This window comes from Azospirillum endophyticum (genome assembly GCF_016595245.1).
GTDB lineage: Bacteria > Pseudomonadota > Alphaproteobacteria > Azospirillales > Azospirillaceae > Azospirillum > Azospirillum endophyticum.
Window position 1 is genome coordinate 90,807 of sequence record NZ_JAENHM010000064.1, and the last position, 20,817, is coordinate 111,623.

The following is a 20,817-nucleotide window of genomic DNA, read 5'->3' on the forward strand; positions in this document are numbered from 1 at the left end:
CCCTCGATGAGCCACGCCCCTTCCCGGATCCCGGCAAACTCGAAGCCAGTCGTCAGCGTCCGCGGCCTCGTCCGCAATTTCGGCAACGGCAATGTGCTGGACGGCCTGTCGCTCGACCTCCAGCCGGGGTCCTTCACCGCCCTGCTCGGCCGCTCCGGCTGCGGCAAGTCCACGTTGCTGCGCACGCTGGCGAAGCTGGACCCGGCCCCGGAGGGCACCGTGCAGTTGCCGGACGAGCGCGCCGTGGTGTTCCAGGAGCCGCGGCTGGTGCCCTGGATGCGGGTCCTGCGCAACGTCACGCTGGGCCTGCGCCGTCCCGATGCCGAAGCCCGCGGCCTCGCGGCCCTGGCGGAGGTCGGGCTGTCCCACCGCGCCAAGGCCTGGCCGCTGACCCTGTCGGGCGGCGAGGCGCAGCGGGCGGCGCTGGCCCGCGCCCTGGTCCGCGAACCGCGCCTGCTGCTGCTCGACGAGCCCTTTGCCGCGCTGGACGCGCTGACCCGGATGCGCATGCAGGGGCTGGTGGAGACGCTGTGGCGCGCCCATGCCCCCGCCGTCCTGCTGGTGACCCACGACGTGGACGAGGCGCTGCTGCTGGCCGACCGCGCCGTGGTGATGGCGAACGGCAGGATCGCCGCCGACATCCCGATCCCGCTCGCCCGACCGCGCCGCCACGGCGATCCCGGCTTCATCGCGCTGCGCTCCCGCCTGCTGACCGAGCTGGGCGTCGACGAGGAGCATCTGGCCGCACGGGAACCCCAACGCGCCGAAGCCAGGGCGGCCGGCCCGACGCCCGGCGGCTACGGCCTGCCCGCCGGTGCCGCCGCCGCACCCAGCCTTTGAAAACAAGACCGCCGACGGACCTCGCCCGCCATGACGACCCACACCATCCGCCTCCCCTCCGCCTCCTTCGGACGCCGTAGCCTGTTGCGCGGTGCCGCCGGAACCTGCGGCGCCCTGACGCTCGGCGGCCTTCCTTCCCTGGCACGGGCCGCTTCCGGCCCCACCACCGAAACCGTCCTGCGCATCGCCGACTACAAGGCGCTGGACGGCCTGTCGCTGGAGGCGTCGGGCAACGCGCAGTCCGCCTACCGGTCGCAGTTCGCCGAGTTCGCGTCGGGCAACCTGATCGTCGAGGCGATCAACGCCGGTTCCATCGACGTCGGATCGAGCAGCGAGATCCCGCCCGCCTTCGGCATCGCCGCCGGCGCCCGCCTGTCCATCGTCGCAATCGTCAAGGACGACGTGAACTGGCAGGTGGTGCTGGTGCCGCCGGGCAGCCCGATCCAATCGGTCGCCGACCTGAAGGGCAAGCGCGTCGGCTATGTCCGCGCCACCACCACGCAATACTACCTTGCCAAGATGCTGGGCGAGGCCGGCCTGCGCTTCACCGACATCCAGCCGGTCAGCCTGACCCCGTCGGAAGGACAGGCCGCCTTCGAGCAGGGCGCGCTCGATGCCTGGGCGATCTACGGCTATTCGGTGCCCTTCGCCATCAAGAAGGGCGCGCGGGTCCTCGTCACCTCCAACGGCTACCTGTCGGGCAACTACCTGTATCTCGCCTCGCCCGACGCGCTGGCCGATCCCGGCAAGTCCGCCGCCATCGGCGACTATTTCCTGCGGCTGCGCCGCGCCTTCGCCTGGCGCGCCGCCAACCTGGAACGCTGGGCGGAGGTCCATTCCGCCGCCATCGGCGTGCCGGTCGAAACCGACCTGGAAATCCTGCGCAAGAACTCGCGCCAGCGCGATCTGGCGCCGATCACCGACGCCGACGTCGCCTCGGCCCAGAACGTCGCCGACACCTTCCACCAGCTGGGCGTGCTGCCCAAGCGCATCGACATCGCCCCGGCCTTCGACCGCCGCTTCACCGAAATCCTGTCGCGTCCGCTCAGCTGACCGGCAGACCACGACATCCCTTTCCCGAATTCCGCCACGCATAAAAGGGGAACACCGCCATGACCGCCGCCCAGACCGCCGCCACCCAGACTGCCGCCACCCAGGCCTCCTCCGCCCACCCGCTCCGCTTCGTCGGCTTCGTCGGCAACCACAACGCGTCGGAGATCATCCCGCGCCAGGGTCCGGTGGTGGACCGCGACTATATCGAGACGGTCGCCAAGGCCCATGAACTCGGCGGCTTCGACTCCGTGCTCCAGGCCTTCCATGCCGACGCGCCGGACAGCCTGCAGGTCAGCCAGCACATCACCGGTGTCACCGACCGGCTGGGCGTGCTGATCGCCCACCGTCCCGGCTTCCAGGCGCCGACCATCCTGGCCCGCCAGCTCGCCACCCTCGACCAGCTGAGCCGCGGCCGCGTCGCCATCAACGTCATCACCGGCGCCGAGCGCAGCGAGCTTGCCCGCGACGGCAACATTGTGGAGGACAAGGACGACCGCTACGCCCGCACCTCCGAATTCCTCGACATCGTCCGCGCCGAATGGACCAGCGACAAGCCCTTCGACTATCAGGGCCGCTTCTATCAGGTCGAGAAGGCCTTCTCGCAGGTGAAGCCCTACGACCCGTCGGGCATCCCGGTATGGATCGCCGGCGCCTCCGCGGCGGCGGTCGAGGTGGCCGGGCGCCATGCCGACACCTATGCGGTGTGGGGCGAGACCCATGATCAGGTGCGCGAGCTGCTGGCCCGCGTGCGCGCTGCCGTCGCCAAGGCGGGCCGTCCGCAGCCGGCCTTCAGCTTGTCGCTGCGTCCGATCCTGGCCGAGACCGAGGACGCCGCCTGGGCCAAGGCCGAGAGCATCTACGAGAAGGCCAAGGCGCTGCTGGAGAAGACCGGCTTCACCCGCGGCGACCTGCCGAACAACGAGGGCGCCCGCCGCCTGCTCGCCATCGCCGACAAGGGCCACCGCCACGACAAGCGCCTGTGGACCGCCATCGCCGCCCTGACCGGGGCGAAGGGCAACTCCACCTCGCTGGTCGGCACGCCGGATCAGGTCGCCGACGCGCTGCTCGATTACTACGACCTCGGCGTCACCACCTTCCTGATCCGCGGCTTCGACCCGCTGCCCGACGCCATCGCCTATGGCCGCGACCTGCTGCCCCGCGTCCACCAGCTGGTGGCGGACCGCCAGCGCGCCCAGGCCGTCGCGGCGGAGTGACGGCATCGTGACGGGCCGCTCCCCGGTCATCCTCAACCAGCTCGGTCCCGCGGTGGGGGAGCGCGTCGCCGCCCACCCCTCCCGGCCCACGGTGCTGGCGCATGAGGCCGGCCGCGCCCCCTGGGAGGTTCCGGCCGGGGTCGAGGTCCTGCTGACCCGCCCGCTGATCGGCTGGGAGGCGGCGCCCGCCGCCCCTCCCTCCGGCTGGGGCAAGGACTTGCGCTGGATCCAGTCGGCCTCCACCGGGATGGACTTCTACCCGCCCTGGCTGCTCGACGGCGCGCCTCTGGTCACCTGCGCCCGCGGCGTGTCGGCGGTCGCCATCGCCGATTACGTGATGACGGCGGCCCTGACCTTCGAGAAGCGATGGGACGCCATCCGCCTGCAAGGGCCGGAGGACTGGCGGCGGGAGACGCTGGGCAGCCTGTCCGGCAAGCGGCTGGGGCTGGCCGGCTTCGGCGCCATCGGCCGCGCGGTGGCGGAGCGGGCGCTCGCTTTCGGAATGGCGGTCGGGGCGGTACGCCGGTCCGGCTGGACCGAACCGGAGGCGGGCATCGAGCCGTTCGACCGGCTGGAGTCCCTGGTGGCGGCAAGCGACCATCTGGTGCTGGCCCTGCCGCTGACCGCCGCCACGCGCGGGCTGGTGGGGGCCGGCCTGCTGGCCCGGGCCAAGCCGGGACTGCATCTGGTCAACGTCGCCCGCGGCGCGCTGGTCGATCAGGACGCGCTCCTCGCCGCCATCGAGGCCGGACGGATCGCCGGCGCCACGCTGGACGTCACCGACCCCGAACCGCTGCCTGCCGGCCATCCCTTCTACCGCCACCCCGCCATCCGCCTGACGCCGCACGTCTCGTGGTCCGCCCCGGACTTCGACCGCCGGCTGGCCGACCGCATCCTCGCCAACCTCGACGCCTACGCGCTCGGCGACCCGCTGCGCGACGTGGTGGACACCCAGACCGGCTACTGACCCCTTTCCCGACGGAGCCCCCCGCCCGATGACCCACATCCAGCCCAGGCCGCGCAAATTCTGGCCGCCGGTCGATCCGGTCAGCTACACCAGCGCCGAGGAGGAGCGGCAGCACCGCAAGCAGCGCCTCGCCGCCACTTTCCGCCTGTTCGGCCGCTACGGCTTCGACCAGGGGCTGGCCGGCCACGTCACCGCGCGGGATCCCGAACATCCCGACCGCTTCTGGATCAACCCGCTGGGCCAGCATTTCCGCACCATCCGGGTGTCGGACCTGCATCTGGTCGACGGCGACGGCACCATCCTGCAAGGCGACCGCGCCATCAACCAGGCCGGCTTCACCATCCATTCCGCCATCCACCGGGCGCTTCCCGAGGTGGTGGCCGCCGCCCACACCCATTCGACCTACGGCAAGGCATGGTCGGCGCTCGGCCAGCCGCTCGCCCCGCTGAGCCAGGATGCCGCCGCCTTCTACGAGGATCAGGTGATCTTCGACCCCTATTCCGGCGTCGTCCTGACCGAGGGGGAGGGCAAGCGTCTGGTGGAGGCGCTGGGCGACAGGAAGCTGGCGATCCTGAAGAACCACGGCCTGCTGACCGTCGGCCCGACGGTGGAGGCGGCGGCCTGGTGGTTCATCAGCGCCGACAACGCCGCCCACACCCAGCTGCTGGCCGAGGCCGCCGGCCGGCCCCAGCCCATCGACCATGAGACCGCGCTGCTGACCCGCTCCCAGGTCGGCACCCACCAGGGCGGCGCCTACAACTTCCACCCGCTGTGGGAATGGATCGTCGCGGCCGAACCCGACCTGCTCGACTGACCCTGTCCCTTCCCATCCTTCGCGAAAGCAAAAACGATGACCGCGAATTCGGCTCCTTCCCGCTCCCGCCCCCTGGCCCGCCCCCTGGCCCGCCGCAGCCTGATCGCCGCCGGCGCCGTCGCCCTCGCCGCCCCCTTCGTCCTGCGCCGACGCGCTGTGGCGGCGGAGCCGCTGCGCCTGTCCTGGAATGCCGGCGCGGTCTGCTTCTCCGCCGTGCCGCTGGCCTTCCAGCTCGACCTGTTCAAGAAGCACGGGCTGGAGGTGGAGCTGGTCAACTTCACCGGCTCCACCGACCAGCTGCTGGAGGCCATCGCCACCGGCAAGGCCGATGCCGGCGTCGGCATGGCCCTGCGCTGGCTGAAGCCGCTGGAGCAGGGCTTCGACGTGAAGATCTCCGCCGGCCTGCATGGCGGTTGCATGCGGCTGTTCGGGGCGAAGGCGGCGGGGGTGAAGACCGTGCTGGACCTGCCGGGCAAGGTCATCGGCGTCAGCGACATGGCCAGCCCGTCGAAGAACTTCTTCTCCGTAGTGCTGACCAAGTTCGGCCTCGACCCCAACAAGGACGTCGAATGGCGCCAGTTCCCCGCCGATCTGCTGGGACTGGCGGTGGAGAAGGGCGAAATCCACGCCATCGCCGACGGCGACCCGCTGGTGTGGAGCCAGACCAAGAACACGCAGATGGTGGAGATCACCAACAACGTCTGCGGCGAGTTCGCCACCCGCACCTGCTGCCTCGTCGGCGTGCGCGGCAGCCTGCTGCGCGACAACCGCCCGGCGGCCAAGGCGCTGACCACCGCGCTGATCGAGGCGCAGCACGCCGCCTATGCCGACCTGCGCGCCGCCGCCGCGGCCTACGCCCCCTTCGCCCCCAAATTCCCGGTCGAGGAGCTGGAGGCGATGCTGCGCAGCCACGCCCACAACGTCACCCCCATCGGCGACGAGCTGCGCCAGCAGCTTGCCCTCTACACCGACGAGCTGAAGAGCGTGTCGGTCATCAAGCGCTCCACCGACAGCCAGCGCTTCGCCGGGCGCATCACGGTCGACCTCGCCTGATCCTTCCCTTTGCAGCGGAGCCGCCTCGCCATGCCCTTCGACGACCTGCCCTTTCCCGCCGCCTCCTTCGGCGAGACCGGCCCCGCCCCGGCGGTCGATCCGTCGCTCATCGCCGCGCTGTCGGCGGAGTTCGCGCTGCGCGCCACCGAGCATGACGCCGCCGCCAGCTTCCCCTTCGAGAATTTCGACCGGTTGGCGGCGGCGGGGCTTCCGGCGCTGGTCACCCCGAAATCGGCCGGCGGCAAGGGCGGCGGACTGGGCGATGCTCTGGCGGCGGTGAACGGGATCGCGCGGGGCGAGCCGTCCACCGCGCTGGTTCTGGTGCTGCAATATGTCATCCACAACCAGCTCTGGCGCGGGTCCGCCTGGCCGGAAGCCTTGCGCGACCGCATCGCCCGCTCCGCCGCGACCGATGGCGCCCTGATCAACATTCTGCGGGTCGAGCCGGAACTGGGCACGCCCCACCGCGGCGGCCTGCCGGCGACGGTGGCGCGCAAGGTGCCGGGCGGCTGGCGCCTCTCCGGCACCAAGATCTACTCCACCGGCATTCCGGCGCTGTCCTGGCTCGGCGTCTGGGCACGCACCGACGATGAGGAGCCGTTGGTCGGCACCTGGGTGGTCCCGCGCGGCGCCGGATTGGCGGAACAGGGGATCGAGGTGCGAGAGACCTGGAACCACATCGGCATGCGCGCCAGCGGCAGCCACGAGGTGGTGTTCCGCGACGTCTTCGTCCCCGACGACCATGCCGGCGAGCTGCGCCCGCCCGCCGGCTGGGCGGCGCCCGACGCGGTCGCCACCGCCTGGATGTCCACCCTGTTCAGCGGCGTCTATGACGGCATCGCCCGCTCGGCCCGCGACTGGCTGGCCGGCTTCCTGCACGCCCGCAAGCCGACGGGGCTGAATGGCGCGTCGCTCGCCACCGTGCCGCGCCTTCAGGAGGCGCTGGGCGGGATCGAGGCGCTGCTGCTGACCAACCGCATCCTCCTGCGCTCCCTGTCGGCGGCGGTCGACCGCGGGTCGCCGCCCTCCTCCAGCGACAGCCTGCTGGTGAAATACACGGTGACCAACAATGCCATCGATGCGGTGGCGCGGGCGCTGGAGATCACCGGCAACCCCGGCCTGTCGCGCGACAACCCGCTGGAACGCCATCACCGCGACGTGCTGTGCGCCCGCGTCCACGCTCCGCAGAACGATATGATCCTGACCGGTGCCGGGCGCGCCGCTCTGTCGCGGCATGCATAGCGGCATGCGGGTGTCGTCTTTCCGGCGGGCTTCTTGTTGGTCTGGTTGCGGGGGAGCACGCAATGGCCGGGGGAGAGATTACGGCTCCTCGACCTTGAGCGAAGCTTTCGCTCCCGCCTTGATGAATTTACGGTCGAAGGTCAGCATCGCCTCGCAATGGCCCGCAGCGCCCAGATGCAGGGCATCCGCAAAATCCATCCCCGCCTCCGCCCGATCGAGAGCTTCCGCCAGCACCGGCGGGTTCTCGACCGAAACACCCGGCAATCCGGCGAAAGCCCGTAAGGCCCGGCACACGTCCGTCCGTGAGAAGCCGTAGACGCCGCGCAGCACCCATTCACTTTCCAGGAACACGGTGGTGGGAACGAACACCTCCCGTCCGTCGATAACGGCACGGGCGCGGGCGGATTGTTCGGGATCGTCGCCGGTCAGGTAACGAGCCAGAACATTGGTGTCAATCGCCCGCATGCCGCCTCGCCTCGGCCAAGATGCCGGCTTCCATCTCCTCCAACGACTTCGCTTCCCCCTTATAGGCCAGCATGGCGAAGACCTCCTCGGGCCGGGTTTCCGAAAACATCGGCGCCGGACGCAGCAGGACGCCCTCTGCGGTGTTTTCCACAACCAGGCGCGTACCGGCGGTCCATTGCCGCTGCTGGCGAATGGCCTTGGGCAGGATGACCTGCCCTTTGGTCGAGATCACGGTTGTCGTCTGCTTCGCAGCGGACATGGAATGGCTCCATTCGGTAAGACAGACGTAAGATAATGTCCGTCCCGGCATCCGCCAAGGCTCCTGACACTTTACCCTCCTCGCCTCCCGACTGACGCCTTCATCACCCCGCAAACCCGCCGGTCACCGCCGGGCATAAAACACATGAATTTGCGTTAAATAAATTTGAACGCCGCGCATATTCTACAGTGTTGACGCTCATACAGAATCATGTTCCCCTTAAATCTAGTAGATTTATCGAGATGAGGGGAGCACCACCATGCGCCAGCCAGGACGCCCCAGCCGCCGCGCCTTCGCGGCCATCGCCGCGTCGGCGATGGGATTGCTGATGACGTCGGCCATCGCGGCGCCGGCGGCTGCCGAGGGGCGGATCCGCATCGCCGAGCAATATGGCCTCGGCTACCTGCCGCTGCATGTGCTGCGCCACAACCAGTTGATCGAGAAGCATGGCAAGGCGCTGGGCCTCGACATCGCCGTCGACTGGGTCCAGCTGTCCGGCGGCGCGGCGATGAACGATGCGCTGCTGTCCGGCAGCATCGATCTGGGTTCCGCCGGGGTCGGACCGCTGCTGACCATCTGGGACCGCACCAAGGGCAACGCCAACGTCAAGGCAATCGCGTCGCTCAACGACATGCCGCTGTTCCTGACCACCGCCAACCCCAAGGTCAAATCGCTGAAGGACTTCACCGACTCCGACAAGATCGCGCTGCCGGCGGTGAAGGTCGGCGTCCAGGCCCGCATCCTGCAAATGGCGGCCGAGAAGGAACTGGGCGCCGGCAAATACGACGCACTCGACAAGCTGACGGTGTCGATGCCGCATCCGGACGCCACCGCCGCCCTGCTGTCGGGCAGCGGCGGCATCACCGCCCATCTCTCCAGCCCGCCCTTCCAGTACCAGCAGCTCGACGACCCGAAGATCCACAAGGTCGTCAGCTCCTACGACGTGCTCGGCGGTCCGCACAGCTTCAACCTGATCTGGAGCAAGCAGTCCTTCCGCGACGAAAACCCGAAGACCTACCGGGCCTTCCTCGACGCGCTCCGGGAGGCGATGGACTACATCAACGCCAACCATGACGGCGCGGCGGACGCCTATCTGGCCCAGAACAAGGGCAGCCTGGATAAGGCCTACATCCTGCGCCTGCTGAACGATCCCGACATCCGATTCACCGTCACGCCCAACCGGACGGAGGCCTTCGCCGACTTCATGCACAAGGTCGGCGCCATCAAGAACAAGCCGGCCTCCTGGAAGGATTATTTCTTCGACGACCTGCATGACGGCGCCGGGAGCTGAGGCGATGAACGCGCTGACCTACCCGCAGAGCATCGACGGCGACGGCCTGTCCGAACGCCCGCTGCTCGACGTCTCCGGCGTCACCCTGCAATACAAGACGCGCCGGCACCTCGTCACCGCGACCTACCGCGTCGATTTCCAGGTGTTCCAGGCCGAGCGCTACGTCCTGCTGGGACCGTCGGGCTGCGGCAAATCCTCCCTGCTGAAGGCGGTCGGCGGCTTCCTCCAGCCGGTCGAAGGGGCGATCCGCCTGAACGGCCGCAGCGTGACCAAGCCCGGCCCCGACCGCATGATGGTCTTCCAGGAGTTCGACCAGCTCCCGCCCTGGAAGACGGTCAAGCAGAACGTCATGTTCCCGCTGCTCGCCAGCGGCAAGGCGAAGCGGCGCGAGGCGGAGGAAAAGGCGCTCGACTGCATCGCGCGGGTGAACCTGACCAAGTTCGCCGACGTCCACCCGCACATGCTGTCCGGCGGCATGAAGCAGCGCGTCGCCATCGCCCGCGCCATGGCGATGGAACCCGACATCCTGCTGATGGACGAGCCCTTCGCCGCGCTCGACGCGCTGACCCGGCGCAAGATGCAGGAGGAGCTGCTGCAGCTGTGGGACGACCTGCGCTTCACCGTGCTGTTCGTCACCCACTCCATCGAGGAGGCGCTGGTCGTCGGCTCGCGCATCCTGGTGCTGTCGCCCCATCCGGGACAGGTGAAGGCGGAGGTCAACTGCGACGGCTACGACCATGGCGCCGTCGGCGGTGCGGAGTTCCAGGCGCTGGCCAACCGCATCCACACCATGCTGTTCGCCGAGGATGTCGAAGGCAGCGGAAAAGGACCGAACGCATGACCGACCTGTCCTTCTCCCCGCGCCGCCTTCCGTCCGCCGGCAGGCGCGAGCCGCCGCAGCGCCCGGAGTATGAGCGCACCGTCACCGCGACCGGCCCGATCGGCGACGTCGCCCGCCCGCTGTCCCCGTGGGAGCGCCTGAGCAACGTCACCGCGCTGCGCCGGCTGCTGGTCCTGGCCGCGGTCGCGGCGCTGTGGCAGGCGGCGGCGGTCTGGCAGAACAACCCGCTGATGTTCCCGACCTTCACCGACACCGTGGCGGCCCTGTGGGACGGCATCCGGCGCGACAATCTGCTGTCGATGGCCTGGACCTCGCTGTCGGTGCTGCTGAAGGGATATGCGGTGGCGGTGGTGCTGGCCGTGCTGCTGACCACGGTCGCCGTCTCCACCCGCATCGGCAACGACCTGCTATCGACCCTGACCTCGATGTTCAACCCGCTGCCGGCCATCGCCTTGCTGCCGATCGCCATGCTGTGGTTCGGGCTGGGCGAGGTCAGCCTGATCTTCGTGCTGGTCCATGCCGTGCTGTGGCCACTGGCGCTGAACACCCATGCCGGCTTCACCTCGGTATCGGAAACGCTGCGGATGGCCGGGCGGAACTACGGGCTGGGCAACCTGCGCTACGTCGTCACGCTGCTGATCCCCGCCGCCTTCCCGGCGATCCTGACCGGGCTGAAGGTCGGCTGGGCTTTCGCCTGGCGCACGCTGATCGCGGCGGAGCTGGTGTTCGGCGTGTCGTCCGGCAAGGGCGGGCTCGGCTGGTTCATCTTCCAGAACCGCAACGAACTCTACATCGACAAGGTCTTCGCCGGCCTCGTCACCGTCATCCTGATCGGCCTGCTGGTCGAGAATGTCGTCTTCCGCTGGATCGAGATCCACACGGTCCGCAAATGGGGCATGGTCCGCTGACATGGCTTTCCAAGACATCAATCCGGTGCGCTTCGATTCCAACCTGACGGTCGAGCGCCCGACCTTCGTCACCCATCTGGAATGCGCCTACACCGGCGAACGGTACGAGGCCGACACCGTCCACAACCTGTCGCGCGCCGGCAAGCCGCTGCTGGTGCACTACGACCTGAACGGCGTGAAGCAGGCGCTGAGCAAGAGCGCGCTGTCCGAACGCCCGCAGGATCTGTGGCGCTACCGCGAGCTTCTGCCCGTCCGCAAGGTCGAGGACATCGTCAGCCTGGGCGAGGCGGTGACTCCGCTGGTGCCGCTGCCCCGGCTGGCGAAGCAGCTGGGCGCGGCGGAACTGCTGGTGAAGGACGAGGGGCGGCTGCCCACCGGCTCCTTCAAGGCGCGCGGTCTGGTGATGGCGGTGTCGATGGCGAAATCCTTCGGCATCACCCACATGGCGATGCCGACCAACGGCAATGCCGGGGCGGCGCTGGCCGCCTACGCCACCCGTGCCGGCATCCGCACCACCATCTTCTGCCCGGCCGACACGCCGGAGGTGAACGTGTCGGAGATCGAGCTGCAGGGCGCCACCGTCTACCGGGTCAACGGCCTGATCGACGATTGCGGCCGAATCGTCGGCGAAGGCAAGGCCGAGGCCGGCTGGTTCGACGTCTCCACCCTGAAGGAGCCCTACCGGATCGAGGGCAAGAAGACCATGGGTCTGGAGCTTGCCGAACAGCTGGGCTGGGAGGTGCCGGACGTCATCTTCTATCCCACCGGCGGCGGCACCGGGCTGATCGGCATGTGGAAGGCCTTCGACGAGCTGGAAGCCATCGGCTTCATCGGCTCCCGGCGACCGCGCATGGTGGCGGTGCAGGCCGCCGGCTGCGCCCCGATGGTCCGCGCCTGGGAACAGGGGGAGGAGCATGCCCCGCGCTGGCAGGACGCCCACACCATCGCGTCCGGCATCCGCGTGCCGCAGGCGGTCGGCGATTTCCTGATCCTGCGCGCCGTGCGCGAGAGCGGCGGCTTCGCCATCGCCGTGCCCGACGACGCCATCCAGTCCGCCTTGAACGAAGTGGCGCGGGAAGAGGGGTTCCTGCTCTGCCCCGAGGGCGCCGCGACCTACGCCGCCTACAAACAGGCGCTGGCCGACGGCCGGGTCGGCAAGGACGAACGGGCGGTGCTGTTCAACTGCGCCACCGGCCTGAAATACCCGTTGCCTCCGGTGCACCGCACGCTCGACCGGATGAAACCCATCGACTATGCGGCCTTCGCATGAGCGGAACCCGCTACCGTCCCGACCGGCTGGTCGCCACGCTCGATGCCATCCTGCGCCGCAGCGGCAGCTCGGCGGAGGAGGCTGCCACCGTCGCCGCCAATCTGGTGGAGGCCGACGCCCGCGGCCATGCCAGCCACGGCGTCTGCCAGATCGCCGTCTATGCCCGCAGCCTGGAACTGGGCCATCTCCAGCCCGACCGCCATGCCCGCATCGTCCGCGACGAGGCGCCCTTCCTGGTGGTGGACGGCGACGTCGGCTATGGGCAGGTGATCGCGAAGGAAGCCACCGACCTCGCCATCGAGCGCGCCAAGGCCGGCGGCGCTTGCATCCTGGCATTGCGCAACGCCCACCATATCGGCCGCGTCGGGTCCTATGGCGAGCAGTGCATCGCCGCCGGGTTGATCGGCCTCTACTTCGTCAATGTGGTCAGCCGGCCGCTGGCGGCGCCCCATGGCGGCGGGCGGCCCCGGCTGGGCACCAACCCGGTCTGCATCGCCGTGCCCGGCACGCCGGGCTATGCGCCCTTCCTGCTCGATTTCGCCACCAGCGCCATCGCCGCCAACAAATGCCGCATCAAAGCCTCGCTGGGCAAGGAGGTGGAGGACGGCCTGCTGCTGGATCCGGAAGGCCGGCCGACCCGAGATCCCGGCGTGATGTTCACCGACCCCACCGGCGCCATCCTGCCCTTCGGCGGTCATAAGGGCTACGGGCTGGCTCTGGCCTGCGAGATCCTGGCGGGCGCCCTGGCCGGCGGCCTGCCCGCCCTGCCGGAAAACCTGCGGCCGGGCCGGGTGGTCAACAATGCGCTGGCCTTCGTCATCGACCCCAACCGGGTCGCCGGCCCGGAATGGCAGACCCTGACCGACGCCGTCCTCGACCATGTCGCCGACACGCCGCCCATTCCCGGCGGCAGCGGCGTCAGCATCCCCGGCGAGCCGGAGGCCCTGCACCGCATAGCCGCCATGGACCGCGGCATCGCGCTCGACCCCGACACGGTGGCGGCGCTGCACCGCATCGGCGGCGGGCTGGGGCTGGACGTGCCGGCGTTGCTTGAGGGATGAGAGTTGCCTCCGGTCAGGCGGTGATCCTGTTCCGCAGCACACCGTCCTCAAGGAACAGCCGCGCCGTCTCCGCCGCGTTGCGCCGCATCTCGACGGCCGCCTGATCGGAATGGAAGGCGTTGTGCGGCGTCACCACCAGCCGCCCGGCCAGCCAGTCCTCCCGCGCCCGCCAAGCGTCGAGCAGCGGATGGGGGGCCGGCGGCTCGATGGGCAGCACGTCGGTGCCGACGGCGGCCAACCGGCCGCTGCGCAGGGCCGCCTCCACCGGGTCCAGCCCGGCGAACAGCTCTCCGCGTGCGGTGTTGACCAGAATGGCGCCCGGCTTCATCGCCACCAGCGTCGCTTCGTTCAGCAGGCCGCGCGTCTCGCCGTTCAGCGGGCAGTGGAAGGTGACGATGTCGGACTCCGCCAACAGTTCCTCCAGCCGGCGGACGCGACGATACCCGACCGCCTTCTCGTGCCCGGCCGGCTGGAACGGGTCATAGCCCAGGATGCGGTAACCGAAGCCCTTCAGCCGGTTCACCACGGCGGTGCCGATCCGCCCGACACCGACCACGCCCACCGTCGCGGCGCTGGACCGGTGCAACGGCGTCAAGGTATTGGCCTGCCACGCCGTGGTATAGCCGCGGGCACGGCCGTCATGCTCCCACAGGCGCCGCTGCAGCGACAGGACCATGGCGACCGCGTGGTCGGCGACCTCCTCCGTCCCGTAATCGGGATTGTTGCTGAAGGGAATTCCGGCCGCCTCCAGCGCCGCCACGTCGACGCGGTCATAGCCGACACCGAACCGCACCACGATCCGGCAGCGCTTCAACCGATCGACCGTCGCCTCGCCGATGCGGGTGCTCCACACCAGCAGGGCATCCAGGCGGGCGAGACGCTCCGGATCGAGATCCTCCTCGCACCGGCAATCGAGGAAATCGACCTCGGCGATTCCATCCAGCACGGCGGCTTCCAGATCGGGGGGCGGGATCATGTGGTCGGTGATTCCGACCACGAACCGTTCCGCTCGCTGCTGCCGCATCCTCAAGGCTCCTGTCGCTGCATGGACGATAAACGCACAGTTGGCCCGCAAGGCTCCGGGCTTCCGCGAGTTAAGCAGATCCGCACCGATCGGGTCCACCCATCGCGCGGCCGTGGGCGGACCCGCGGGCCTCAGTAAGGCCGGTGGCCCTGCACGGTGGCGCGGTGCATGATGCGCCGGTGCGGCGAATAGTCGTTCACCGCGTAATGCTGGGTCGACCGGTTGTCCCACGCCACCAGATCATCGGCCTTCCAGCGCCAGCGGACCGTGAATTCCTGGCGGCCGATGTGGTCGTACAGGAACTCCAGGATCGAGGCGCTCTCGCGATCGCTCAGCCCGACGATGCGCGCGATGAAGCTCTCGTTCACGAACAGGGCCTTGGTGCCGCCGACGGGATGGGTTCGGATGACGGGATGGACCACCGGCGGGTGCTTCTTGCACGCCGTCCTCCAGCGGGCACGGGTTGCCGGGTCTCCGCCGTGGCGCCATTCCGGAAAGGAGCGGGTGAAATCGTGCCGGGGCTTCAGCGGCTCCAGCAGCCGGCGGGTCGGCTCGGACAGGCCGGGGTCACGCGGACTGCGCCCCGGATTGTGTCTTCCGACGGATGACTTGGAAGCTCCGCCAGCATCGTGGGCGAAGGCATTTGGCCGCTCGACCCGGGTAGGCCACCTTCACCACGGCTTTGCATGCAGCCGCCGGGAGATACGGATCGGTGACGCCGAAGTGGCGGATGATCGGGCATTCTGGCGGCATCGGAGCCGGCGTCGCACACTGGCACCATGCCGCCAAGCTCGTCAGGCGGGCTGGACCCTTTGTGCCAGCGCTTCTCCAGATAACTATGCTATGGATTGAGAATGCTGGTGCCTCGGTCGGCACGCCGCCATGTCAGGGCATGACCCGCGCACGGCCAGCGGTGTACCGTCTTGCGCTCGACGCCGAGCGAGGGGGCTACCCCCCGCAGCCCTCAAGCCAAGGGAATCACGCCAACACTGACAACGCTACAGCTTTCGAGGCATTCCACCGCATCCGCTCCTGCAAAGCCGTCTTTTCGCGGAGAAAGAGTCGCCAACCGCAAAGAGCCGGAAAAACAACAAAAAGCCCGCACTCCTTACGGAGGCGGGCTTTTTGCTGATTTGGTTGCGGGGGCGGGATTTGGCCTTTGCCGAACGATGAGCCAATCCTGGGCGCGGTAGGATTGACACCCCGCTTCCCTTCTCAATAGGGCCGGTCACCCAAAACAGTGGCGCGGTGCATGATGCGCCGGTGCGGCGAGTAGTCGTTCACCGCGTAATGCTGGGTCGATCTGTTGTCCCACAGCACCAGATCGTCAGTTTTCCAATGCCAGCGCACCGTGTATTCCGGTCGGCTGATATGATCGTACAGGAAGTCCAGAATCGCCGCACTCTCCCGGTCGCTGAGCCCAACGATGCGCGCGGTGAAGTTCTCGTTCACGAAAAGGGCCCTGGCACCGCTGACCGGATGGGTGCGGATGACGGGATGGACGACCGCAGGGTGCTTGTCCCGCGCCGCTTTCCAACGGGCATGGGTCTCCGGATCACCGTTGTGCCGCCATTCCGGAAAGGAGCGGGTGAAGTCATGCAGGGCCTTCAAAGGCTCCAGCAGGCGGCGGATCTGTTCGGACAGACCGTTGTAGGCGGCGATGTTGCTGGCCCACACCGTGTCGCCTCCGATGGGCGGAATCAGCTTGCCGGACAAAGCGACGATGGCTGGCGGCGTTTCGATGCAGGTGACGTCGGTGTGCCAGACATCGTTGTCGGTCGGGTTGTGCGGTCCGGTGTCCAGCACCATGATCTCCGGCTGCTCCGGCACCTTCGGATAGATCGGGTGGACGTGCAACTGGCCGAAGCGGGCGGCGAAGTCACGCTGCGCCTGCGGCGTCAGCGGCTGGTTCTCGAAGAACAGAACCTGATGGGCGACCAGCGCCCGCTCCAGGGCCGCCGCTTCGCTGTCCGACAGCGAGCGGGAAAGGTCGACCCCCTCCACCCGCGCGCCGATGGCGGGGCTGACGGGCGTGACGGTCAGGGCAGACAAGGCGATGTCTGGCATGGCGATTCCCCAATCTTCTTGTTTGGCTGTTTTTGGAATTCCGGCGGTCGGCCGTCCTCAGGACTTGCCCTTCCACGGCACCAGCCACGCTTCCAGCAGGCGCATTCCGTAGGAAAAGGCGAAGGCGAAGGCGGCGATGATGCCGATGCCGACGAAGACCACGTCGGTGGCGAGGAAATGCGAGGCGGACATGATCATGAAGCCGATGCCGCGGGTGGCGGCGATCAGCTCCGCCGCGACCAGCGTGCTCCAGCCGACGCCGATGCCGATGCGCAAGCCGGTCAGGATCTCCGGTAGGGCGCTGGGCAGGACGATGGTGCGGAACAACTGCCAGCGGCCGGCGCCCAGCGACAGCGCGGCGTTCACCCGCTCGATGGGCAGGGACCGCACCCCGGCTTGCGCCGACAGGCAGACCGGCGCGAACATCGCCAGCGTCAGCAGGACGATCTTCGACACCTCGCCGATGCCGAGCCAGATGATCATCAGCGGCAGATAGGCCAACGGCGGCAGCGGCCAATAGAACTCGATGGGCGTGTCGAACACGCCCTTGGCCCAGCGGTTCAACCCCATCGCCAACCCCAGCGGAATGCCGAGCGAGGCGGCGATGACTGCGGCGGAGAAGATGCGGAACAGGCTGGCCGACAGATGCTCCCACAGGGTGGCGCCGGCATAGCCGTCCTCGACGACCGCCAGGAACTGGGTCGCCACCTCCTGCGGGGTCGGCAGGAACAGCGGCGGCACCAGCCGGAAATGGGTCGCCAGGAACCACGCCGCCAGCAGCAGCAAAGCGGTGGCGAGGCTGATCGGGCCGGTCCGCGCCCCGTCCAGCCCGAAGGGGTGGAGCCGGACGATCTTCGGCCGGTCCGCCGGATCGGAGGTGCGGCTTCCGGAACGGGCGAGGTCGGTCATTGCAGCACCATCCGGCGGGACTCCGCCTCGGCTTGCGGGCGATGCACCAGGGAGCGGATCTCGTCATAGAGGTCGGCGAATTCCGGGGCCGACAGGATGGCTCGCACATCGCGCTCGGCGGCGAAGCGGCGGACGAAATCCACGTCGAAGTGCGCGACGATCCGGCCCGGCCGCGGCGACATCACCACCACGGTGGTGCCGAGGAACAGCGCCTCCTCGATGGAATGGGTGATGAAGAAGATGCGCTTGCCGGTGCGCGCCCAGACGTCGATCAGCAATTCCTGCATCTGTTCGCGGGTCAGGCTGTCGAGCGCGCCGAACGGCTCGTCCATCAGCAGGATCTTCGGGTCGGTCGCCAGCGCGCGGGCGATGCCGACGCGCTGGCGCATGCCGCCCGACAGCTCGTGCGGGAAAGCGTCGGCGAAGCTTTCCAGCCCGACCAGCCCCAGCAGCTCCTCCGCCCGCTCGCGCCGCTCCCGGCCGGGAACCCCGGCAAAGCGCAGGCCGAGCGCCACATTGTCGGCGACGCTACTCCAGGGCAGCAGGGTGTCCTTCTGGAACACCACGCCGCGGTCGGCGCCGGGGCTGGCGACCGGCTGGCCGTCTAGGGTGATCGATCCCTCCGACAGGGGCAGGAAGCCGGCGATGGCGTTCAGCAGCGTCGACTTCCCGCAGCCCGACGCTCCCAGTGCCACGACGATGCTGTTGGCATCGATGTCGAGCGACGCGCGGTCCAGCGCGTGGACCACCCGCCCGTCGCGTGCGGAAAAGAAGACGCTGGCGTTGCGGACCTGGAGCATGGGCGCTCTCCCGTCGGCGGCTGGTTTAGCGGACGTCCTTGACGTAATCGGCAGTTACGAAGCCGCCGTAGCTGGGCAGCACGGTGGTGATCTTCTTCTGCTCCTTCAGGAACTCCGCCGTGTCCTTCAGGATCTTGCCCGCACCGCTTCCCTCGCCGCCGGCCAGCCAGGCGGTGGAGGCCTGCACCTCCGCCGGGACCAGCGACAGGTTGGTCAACGCCGAGGCGTGATCGGACGGGGTGCCGCCCAGCAGCTTCGCCAGCGTCTTCGCATTCTCCGAATCCGGCCCCCAGGCCGCCTTGTCGTTGCGGAAGGAGGTGCTGTAGCGCTCGATGGTGCCGGCGAAGCTCTTCAGGAAGGCGGGATTGTCCTTGGCGAAGGCCGCGGTCGCCACCCAGGCGCTGAAGGTCGGGGCGCCGCGGTCGGCCACCTCGCGCGAGGTCAACAGCACCTTGCCGGTTCTCTTCAACTCGGTCAGCGCGGGATCCCAGACGAAGGCGCCGTCCAGATCGCCGCGGTTCCAGGCGGCGACGATGTCCGGCTGCGGAATGGCGAAGACCTGGGCGTCGCGCTCCGTCAGCGTCTCCTGCTTGAGGACGGCGAGCAGCTGGTAATGGTCGGTGGACACCGGCGCCGCGGCCAGCTTCTTGCCCTTCAGGTCTGACGGTTTTTCGATGCCGGATCCGTTGCGCACCACCAGCGCCTCGTCGGTGCCGGAGATCGTCGCAAGATGGAAGGCCTTCACGTCCAGCCCGCGGCTGACCGCGGCGGCGAAGGGGCTGGAACCGACATAGCCGACCTGCACGTCGCCCGAGGCGATGGCGGCGAAGATTTCGGCGCCCGAGTTGAACTTGCGGAAGTCGATCTCGGTGCCGGTCGCCTTGGCGAAATCGCCATTGGCGATGGCGACCGAAGAGGGAAGCGCGTCGGTCTGATAGCCGACCACGACCTTGCCGGAAGCCGCTTGGGCGATGGTGGAGGCGGCAAGGGGGGCGACCGCCGCCAGCGCGGCAGAGAGGAGAATGGGCAGATTGGGCTTCATCGTCGTTTCCCCCGTCACGGTGTGAATGCCGGCCTGCGAGCGCCGGAAATCCGAATGTCCGTGAACTCTAAAGCGACGCTCACGCCATTGTCACCATTAAATCTACTTTCCTACAGGGAAATAGTTTATTTGCACATATTTTATATGTTAATTATGACTCCGAGTGTGTTGCCAGGCTCAGATGCAGGCCGGATTTCCTTCCCTTCCATTGGCTGGGAGCGACACCATTTCCGCCAAAAAAATCTCCCAACACGAAGCTGGCACTTGACCTCTCTCATCTTTCCTAATTTTTGATAGGTAATTCAGATATTGAACATTTATAGCTTGTTTTAACCTTGCGACCGCTTAGAGGCACCATGCCCCACCGCCTGAAGGAGATCTCTCTGCCGCGCAGGGTTTGGATCATTTCCACCGGATGGCGATGGCGTCGCCATGCCCCTCCGGCGCGCTCGTGCTGACGCTTCTGCAGCCCGAAGGGCCGACGGCCAAACACGCTCTCGAAGGATAAGAATAAGTGGCGGTTCAGGACCATGACGCCTACTGGCACCCCGGTCTGGAAACCCAGAGCCGCCCCGACTGGTGACAACTGCAACTCGACCTGCTGAAGGACCATCTCCGGCGCACCTATGAAGGCTCGTCCTACTACCGCGCCGCATTCGACGCGCAGGGGGTGTCGCCCGGGGATCTGCATAGGCTGGACGATTTGCAGCGCTTCCCCTTCCTGGACAAGGCGACCCTCCGCAATCGCCAGGTCGCAGTGGCGCCCTGCGGCGATCTGGTCGCCGTGCCGGAGCGGGAGATCGTCTAGATCTCCGCGTCGAGCGGCTGGACCGCCTGACGGTCGAGGCGGAACACACCCAGGGCTTCAACGGCGATCGGGAAGAGCTACGGGGCCGGCTGCGCCGCCAGTTGAAGGCCGTCACCGGCGTCGGGGCGGAGGTCGCCCTGCTCGCCCCCGGCACCCTGACCCGCGCCGTCCACAAGGCCAAACGAATCGACCATCGCCGCCAGCATGTCTGGTCGTGACCCAATCCCCCGACGGCACCCACAACTTCCACATCATCGGATGGTCCCGGTCAACCCAGCCATGACCAATCCCCTTCCCATCCTTGGCAGCACCCTGCTGGGCACGGTGCTGCTCCTCGTCGCCGAGGTCGTCGGCCTGACGCCGGCAGAGGCCACGGAGGTCCGCTTCGCCCGCAATCTTGGCCTCGGCTCCCTGCCGCTCTCCGCCATGCAGGACAAGGGGTTGGTGGAGGTGAGGGCCAGCTGAACCTCGCCCGGCAAACCCGAAGCCGACCAAAGCGGTGCTGGCGGCATTGGAGGAAGCGATGGCGCAGATCGAGGCCGACCGGCAGGAGGCGGCCCGCCCCTACATCCATATCGGGAATTCGAAGCTTGGCGTCGAGAAGGTGGCGGCGCTCAGCAGAACCTCGGTCGCGACCGTCCTCTGTCTGCAGGAAGCTCTCGGCGGATTGGAGACGCCTCTTCCGGCCAACCGCATCCTTCCGCGTTCCCTTTCTGCAGTGCTCGACGAAGGTTCACCGCCTGCGCAGAGCGACACGATCGTGACCGGTGCCGGACACGCCGCCCTTGCAGGATAATCATTTGGCAAACCTGGGACGGCTCACCATCGGTTTGGTTGCGGAAGCAAAAAAGCTTTTGCCGAATGAGATCGCCCCCCTCCCGACGAAGCG

At 68.3% G+C, this 20,817-nt stretch carries 24 protein-coding genes; 16 read left to right on the forward strand and 8 right to left on the reverse strand.

The window, feature by feature from the left end; translation table 11 throughout:
- Positions 1 to 6 precede the first annotated feature (6 nt).
- The 7 genes from JHL17_RS24510 to JHL17_RS24540 are packed head-to-tail and all read left to right on the forward strand — an operon-like array spanning position 7 to position 7,183.
- Positions 7 to 840, forward strand: coding sequence for an ABC transporter ATP-binding protein (locus JHL17_RS24510; RefSeq protein ID WP_200197208.1), 834 nt, complete (start codon positions 7 to 9; stop codon positions 838 to 840).
- 30 nt (positions 841 to 870) lie between these two features.
- Positions 871 to 1,893 carry an ABC transporter substrate-binding protein gene (locus JHL17_RS24515; protein WP_200197210.1) on the forward strand — a complete coding sequence of 341 codons (1,023 nt, stop codon included), beginning with the start codon at positions 871 to 873 and terminating at the stop codon, positions 1,891 to 1,893.
- Positions 1,894 to 1,952: 59 nt separating this feature from the next.
- Positions 1,953 to 3,107 carry an LLM class flavin-dependent oxidoreductase gene (locus JHL17_RS24520; protein ID WP_200197211.1) on the forward strand — a complete coding sequence of 385 codons (1,155 nt, stop codon included), beginning with the start codon at positions 1,953 to 1,955 and terminating at the stop codon, positions 3,105 to 3,107.
- 7 nt (positions 3,108 to 3,114) lie between these two features.
- Positions 3,115 to 4,074, forward strand: a complete 960-nt coding sequence (locus tag JHL17_RS37255) for an NAD(P)-dependent oxidoreductase (protein ID WP_200197212.1) — start codon at positions 3,115 to 3,117, stop codon at positions 4,072 to 4,074.
- Between the two features lie 28 nt (positions 4,075 to 4,102).
- Positions 4,103 to 4,888 (forward strand): class II aldolase/adducin family protein, encoded by a 786-nt coding sequence (locus tag JHL17_RS24530; RefSeq protein ID WP_200197213.1) that lies wholly within the window; start codon positions 4,103 to 4,105, stop codon positions 4,886 to 4,888.
- A gap of 36 nt (positions 4,889 to 4,924) precedes the next feature.
- The gene (locus tag JHL17_RS24535) at positions 4,925 to 5,941 is read left to right on the forward strand and encodes an ABC transporter substrate-binding protein (protein WP_200197214.1); all 1,017 of its coding nucleotides are present in this window, start codon (positions 4,925 to 4,927) and stop codon (positions 5,939 to 5,941) included.
- 30 nt (positions 5,942 to 5,971) lie between these two features.
- Positions 5,972 to 7,183, forward strand: coding sequence for an acyl-CoA dehydrogenase family protein (locus JHL17_RS24540; RefSeq protein ID WP_200197215.1), 1,212 nt, complete (start codon positions 5,972 to 5,974; stop codon positions 7,181 to 7,183).
- Between the two features lie 78 nt (positions 7,184 to 7,261).
- Here the strand turns inward: JHL17_RS24540 and JHL17_RS24545 are convergent, their stop codons facing one another.
- Positions 7,262 to 7,648, reverse strand: a complete 387-nt coding sequence (locus JHL17_RS24545) for a type II toxin-antitoxin system VapC family toxin (RefSeq protein ID WP_200197216.1) — start codon at positions 7,646 to 7,648, stop codon at positions 7,262 to 7,264.
- The gene (locus tag JHL17_RS24550) at positions 7,635 to 7,907 is read right to left on the reverse strand and encodes an AbrB/MazE/SpoVT family DNA-binding domain-containing protein (RefSeq protein ID WP_200197218.1); all 273 of its coding nucleotides are present in this window, start codon (positions 7,905 to 7,907) and stop codon (positions 7,635 to 7,637) included. The genes JHL17_RS24545 and JHL17_RS24550 overlap by 14 nt, the downstream gene beginning before the upstream one ends.
- Before the next feature lie 259 nt (positions 7,908 to 8,166).
- Here JHL17_RS24550 and JHL17_RS24555 point away from each other — a divergent pair, with 259 nt between their 5' ends.
- The 5 genes from JHL17_RS24555 to JHL17_RS24575 are packed head-to-tail and all read left to right on the forward strand — an operon-like array spanning position 8,167 to position 13,278.
- Positions 8,167 to 9,198: an ABC transporter substrate-binding protein gene (locus JHL17_RS24555; RefSeq protein ID WP_200197220.1), complete on the forward strand. Its 1,032-nt coding sequence runs from the start codon at positions 8,167 to 8,169 to the stop codon at positions 9,196 to 9,198.
- A gap of 4 nt (positions 9,199 to 9,202) precedes the next feature.
- On the forward strand, positions 9,203 to 10,039 hold the full coding sequence (locus tag JHL17_RS24560) for an ABC transporter ATP-binding protein (protein WP_247893791.1): 837 nt from the start codon (positions 9,203 to 9,205) through the stop codon (positions 10,037 to 10,039).
- A complete protein-coding gene (locus JHL17_RS24565; protein ID WP_200197223.1) occupies positions 10,036 to 10,947 on the forward strand; it encodes an ABC transporter permease in 912 nt (303 codons plus the stop codon). The genes JHL17_RS24560 and JHL17_RS24565 overlap by 4 nt, the downstream gene beginning before the upstream one ends.
- Position 10,948: 1 nt before the next feature.
- Positions 10,949 to 12,217 carry a threonine synthase gene (locus JHL17_RS24570; protein WP_211113546.1) on the forward strand — a complete coding sequence of 423 codons (1,269 nt, stop codon included), beginning with the start codon at positions 10,949 to 10,951 and terminating at the stop codon, positions 12,215 to 12,217.
- Positions 12,214 to 13,278, forward strand: coding sequence for a malate/lactate/ureidoglycolate dehydrogenase (locus JHL17_RS24575; protein ID WP_200197224.1), 1,065 nt, complete (start codon positions 12,214 to 12,216; stop codon positions 13,276 to 13,278). Before JHL17_RS24570 ends, JHL17_RS24575 begins: the two co-directional genes overlap by 4 nt.
- A gap of 13 nt (positions 13,279 to 13,291) precedes the next feature.
- Here JHL17_RS24575 and JHL17_RS24580 read toward each other — a convergent pair whose 3' ends face one another.
- The 6 genes from JHL17_RS24580 to tauA all read right to left on the reverse strand — a co-directional run bounded on the left by JHL17_RS24580 (position 13,292) and on the right by tauA (position 19,120).
- Positions 13,292 to 14,302 (reverse strand): C-terminal binding protein, encoded by a 1,011-nt coding sequence (locus JHL17_RS24580; protein ID WP_200197225.1) that lies wholly within the window; start codon positions 14,300 to 14,302, stop codon positions 13,292 to 13,294.
- A 131-nt stretch (positions 14,303 to 14,433) separates the two neighbouring features.
- Positions 14,434 to 14,862, reverse strand: a complete 429-nt coding sequence (locus tag JHL17_RS24585; protein WP_282189361.1) for a TauD/TfdA family dioxygenase — start codon at positions 14,860 to 14,862, stop codon at positions 14,434 to 14,436.
- A 655-nt stretch (positions 14,863 to 15,517) separates the two neighbouring features.
- Positions 15,518 to 16,369, reverse strand: coding sequence for a taurine dioxygenase (gene tauD / locus JHL17_RS24590; protein WP_200197226.1), 852 nt, complete (start codon positions 16,367 to 16,369; stop codon positions 15,518 to 15,520).
- Positions 16,370 to 16,426: 57 nt separating this feature from the next.
- The gene (locus JHL17_RS24595) at positions 16,427 to 17,278 is read right to left on the reverse strand and encodes an ABC transporter permease subunit (protein ID WP_200197227.1); all 852 of its coding nucleotides are present in this window, start codon (positions 17,276 to 17,278) and stop codon (positions 16,427 to 16,429) included.
- On the reverse strand, positions 17,275 to 18,078 hold the full coding sequence (locus JHL17_RS24600) for a taurine ABC transporter ATP-binding protein (RefSeq protein ID WP_200197228.1): 804 nt from the start codon (positions 18,076 to 18,078) through the stop codon (positions 17,275 to 17,277). The genes JHL17_RS24595 and JHL17_RS24600 overlap by 4 nt, the downstream gene beginning before the upstream one ends.
- Before the next feature lie 25 nt (positions 18,079 to 18,103).
- Positions 18,104 to 19,120: a taurine ABC transporter substrate-binding protein gene (gene tauA, locus JHL17_RS24605; RefSeq protein ID WP_200197230.1), complete on the reverse strand. Its 1,017-nt coding sequence runs from the start codon at positions 19,118 to 19,120 to the stop codon at positions 18,104 to 18,106.
- 670 nt (positions 19,121 to 19,790) lie between these two features.
- Between tauA and JHL17_RS24610 the strand changes: the two genes are divergently transcribed.
- The 4 genes from JHL17_RS24610 to JHL17_RS24625 all read left to right on the forward strand — a co-directional run bounded on the left by JHL17_RS24610 (position 19,791) and on the right by JHL17_RS24625 (position 20,724).
- Positions 19,791 to 19,928: a hypothetical protein gene (locus JHL17_RS24610; protein ID WP_200197232.1), complete on the forward strand. Its 138-nt coding sequence runs from the start codon at positions 19,791 to 19,793 to the stop codon at positions 19,926 to 19,928.
- 17 nt (positions 19,929 to 19,945) lie between these two features.
- Positions 19,946 to 20,146 carry an acyl-CoA synthetase family protein gene (locus JHL17_RS24615; RefSeq protein WP_425599650.1) on the forward strand — a complete coding sequence of 67 codons (201 nt, stop codon included), beginning with the start codon at positions 19,946 to 19,948 and terminating at the stop codon, positions 20,144 to 20,146.
- Between the two features lie 61 nt (positions 20,147 to 20,207).
- Complete coding sequence (locus JHL17_RS24620; protein WP_200197233.1) at positions 20,208 to 20,393, forward strand: hypothetical protein; 186 nt, start codon at positions 20,208 to 20,210, stop codon at positions 20,391 to 20,393.
- A 58-nt stretch (positions 20,394 to 20,451) separates the two neighbouring features.
- The gene (locus tag JHL17_RS24625; RefSeq protein ID WP_200197235.1) at positions 20,452 to 20,724 is read left to right on the forward strand and encodes a hypothetical protein; all 273 of its coding nucleotides are present in this window, start codon (positions 20,452 to 20,454) and stop codon (positions 20,722 to 20,724) included.
- Positions 20,725 to 20,817 lie beyond the last annotated feature (93 nt).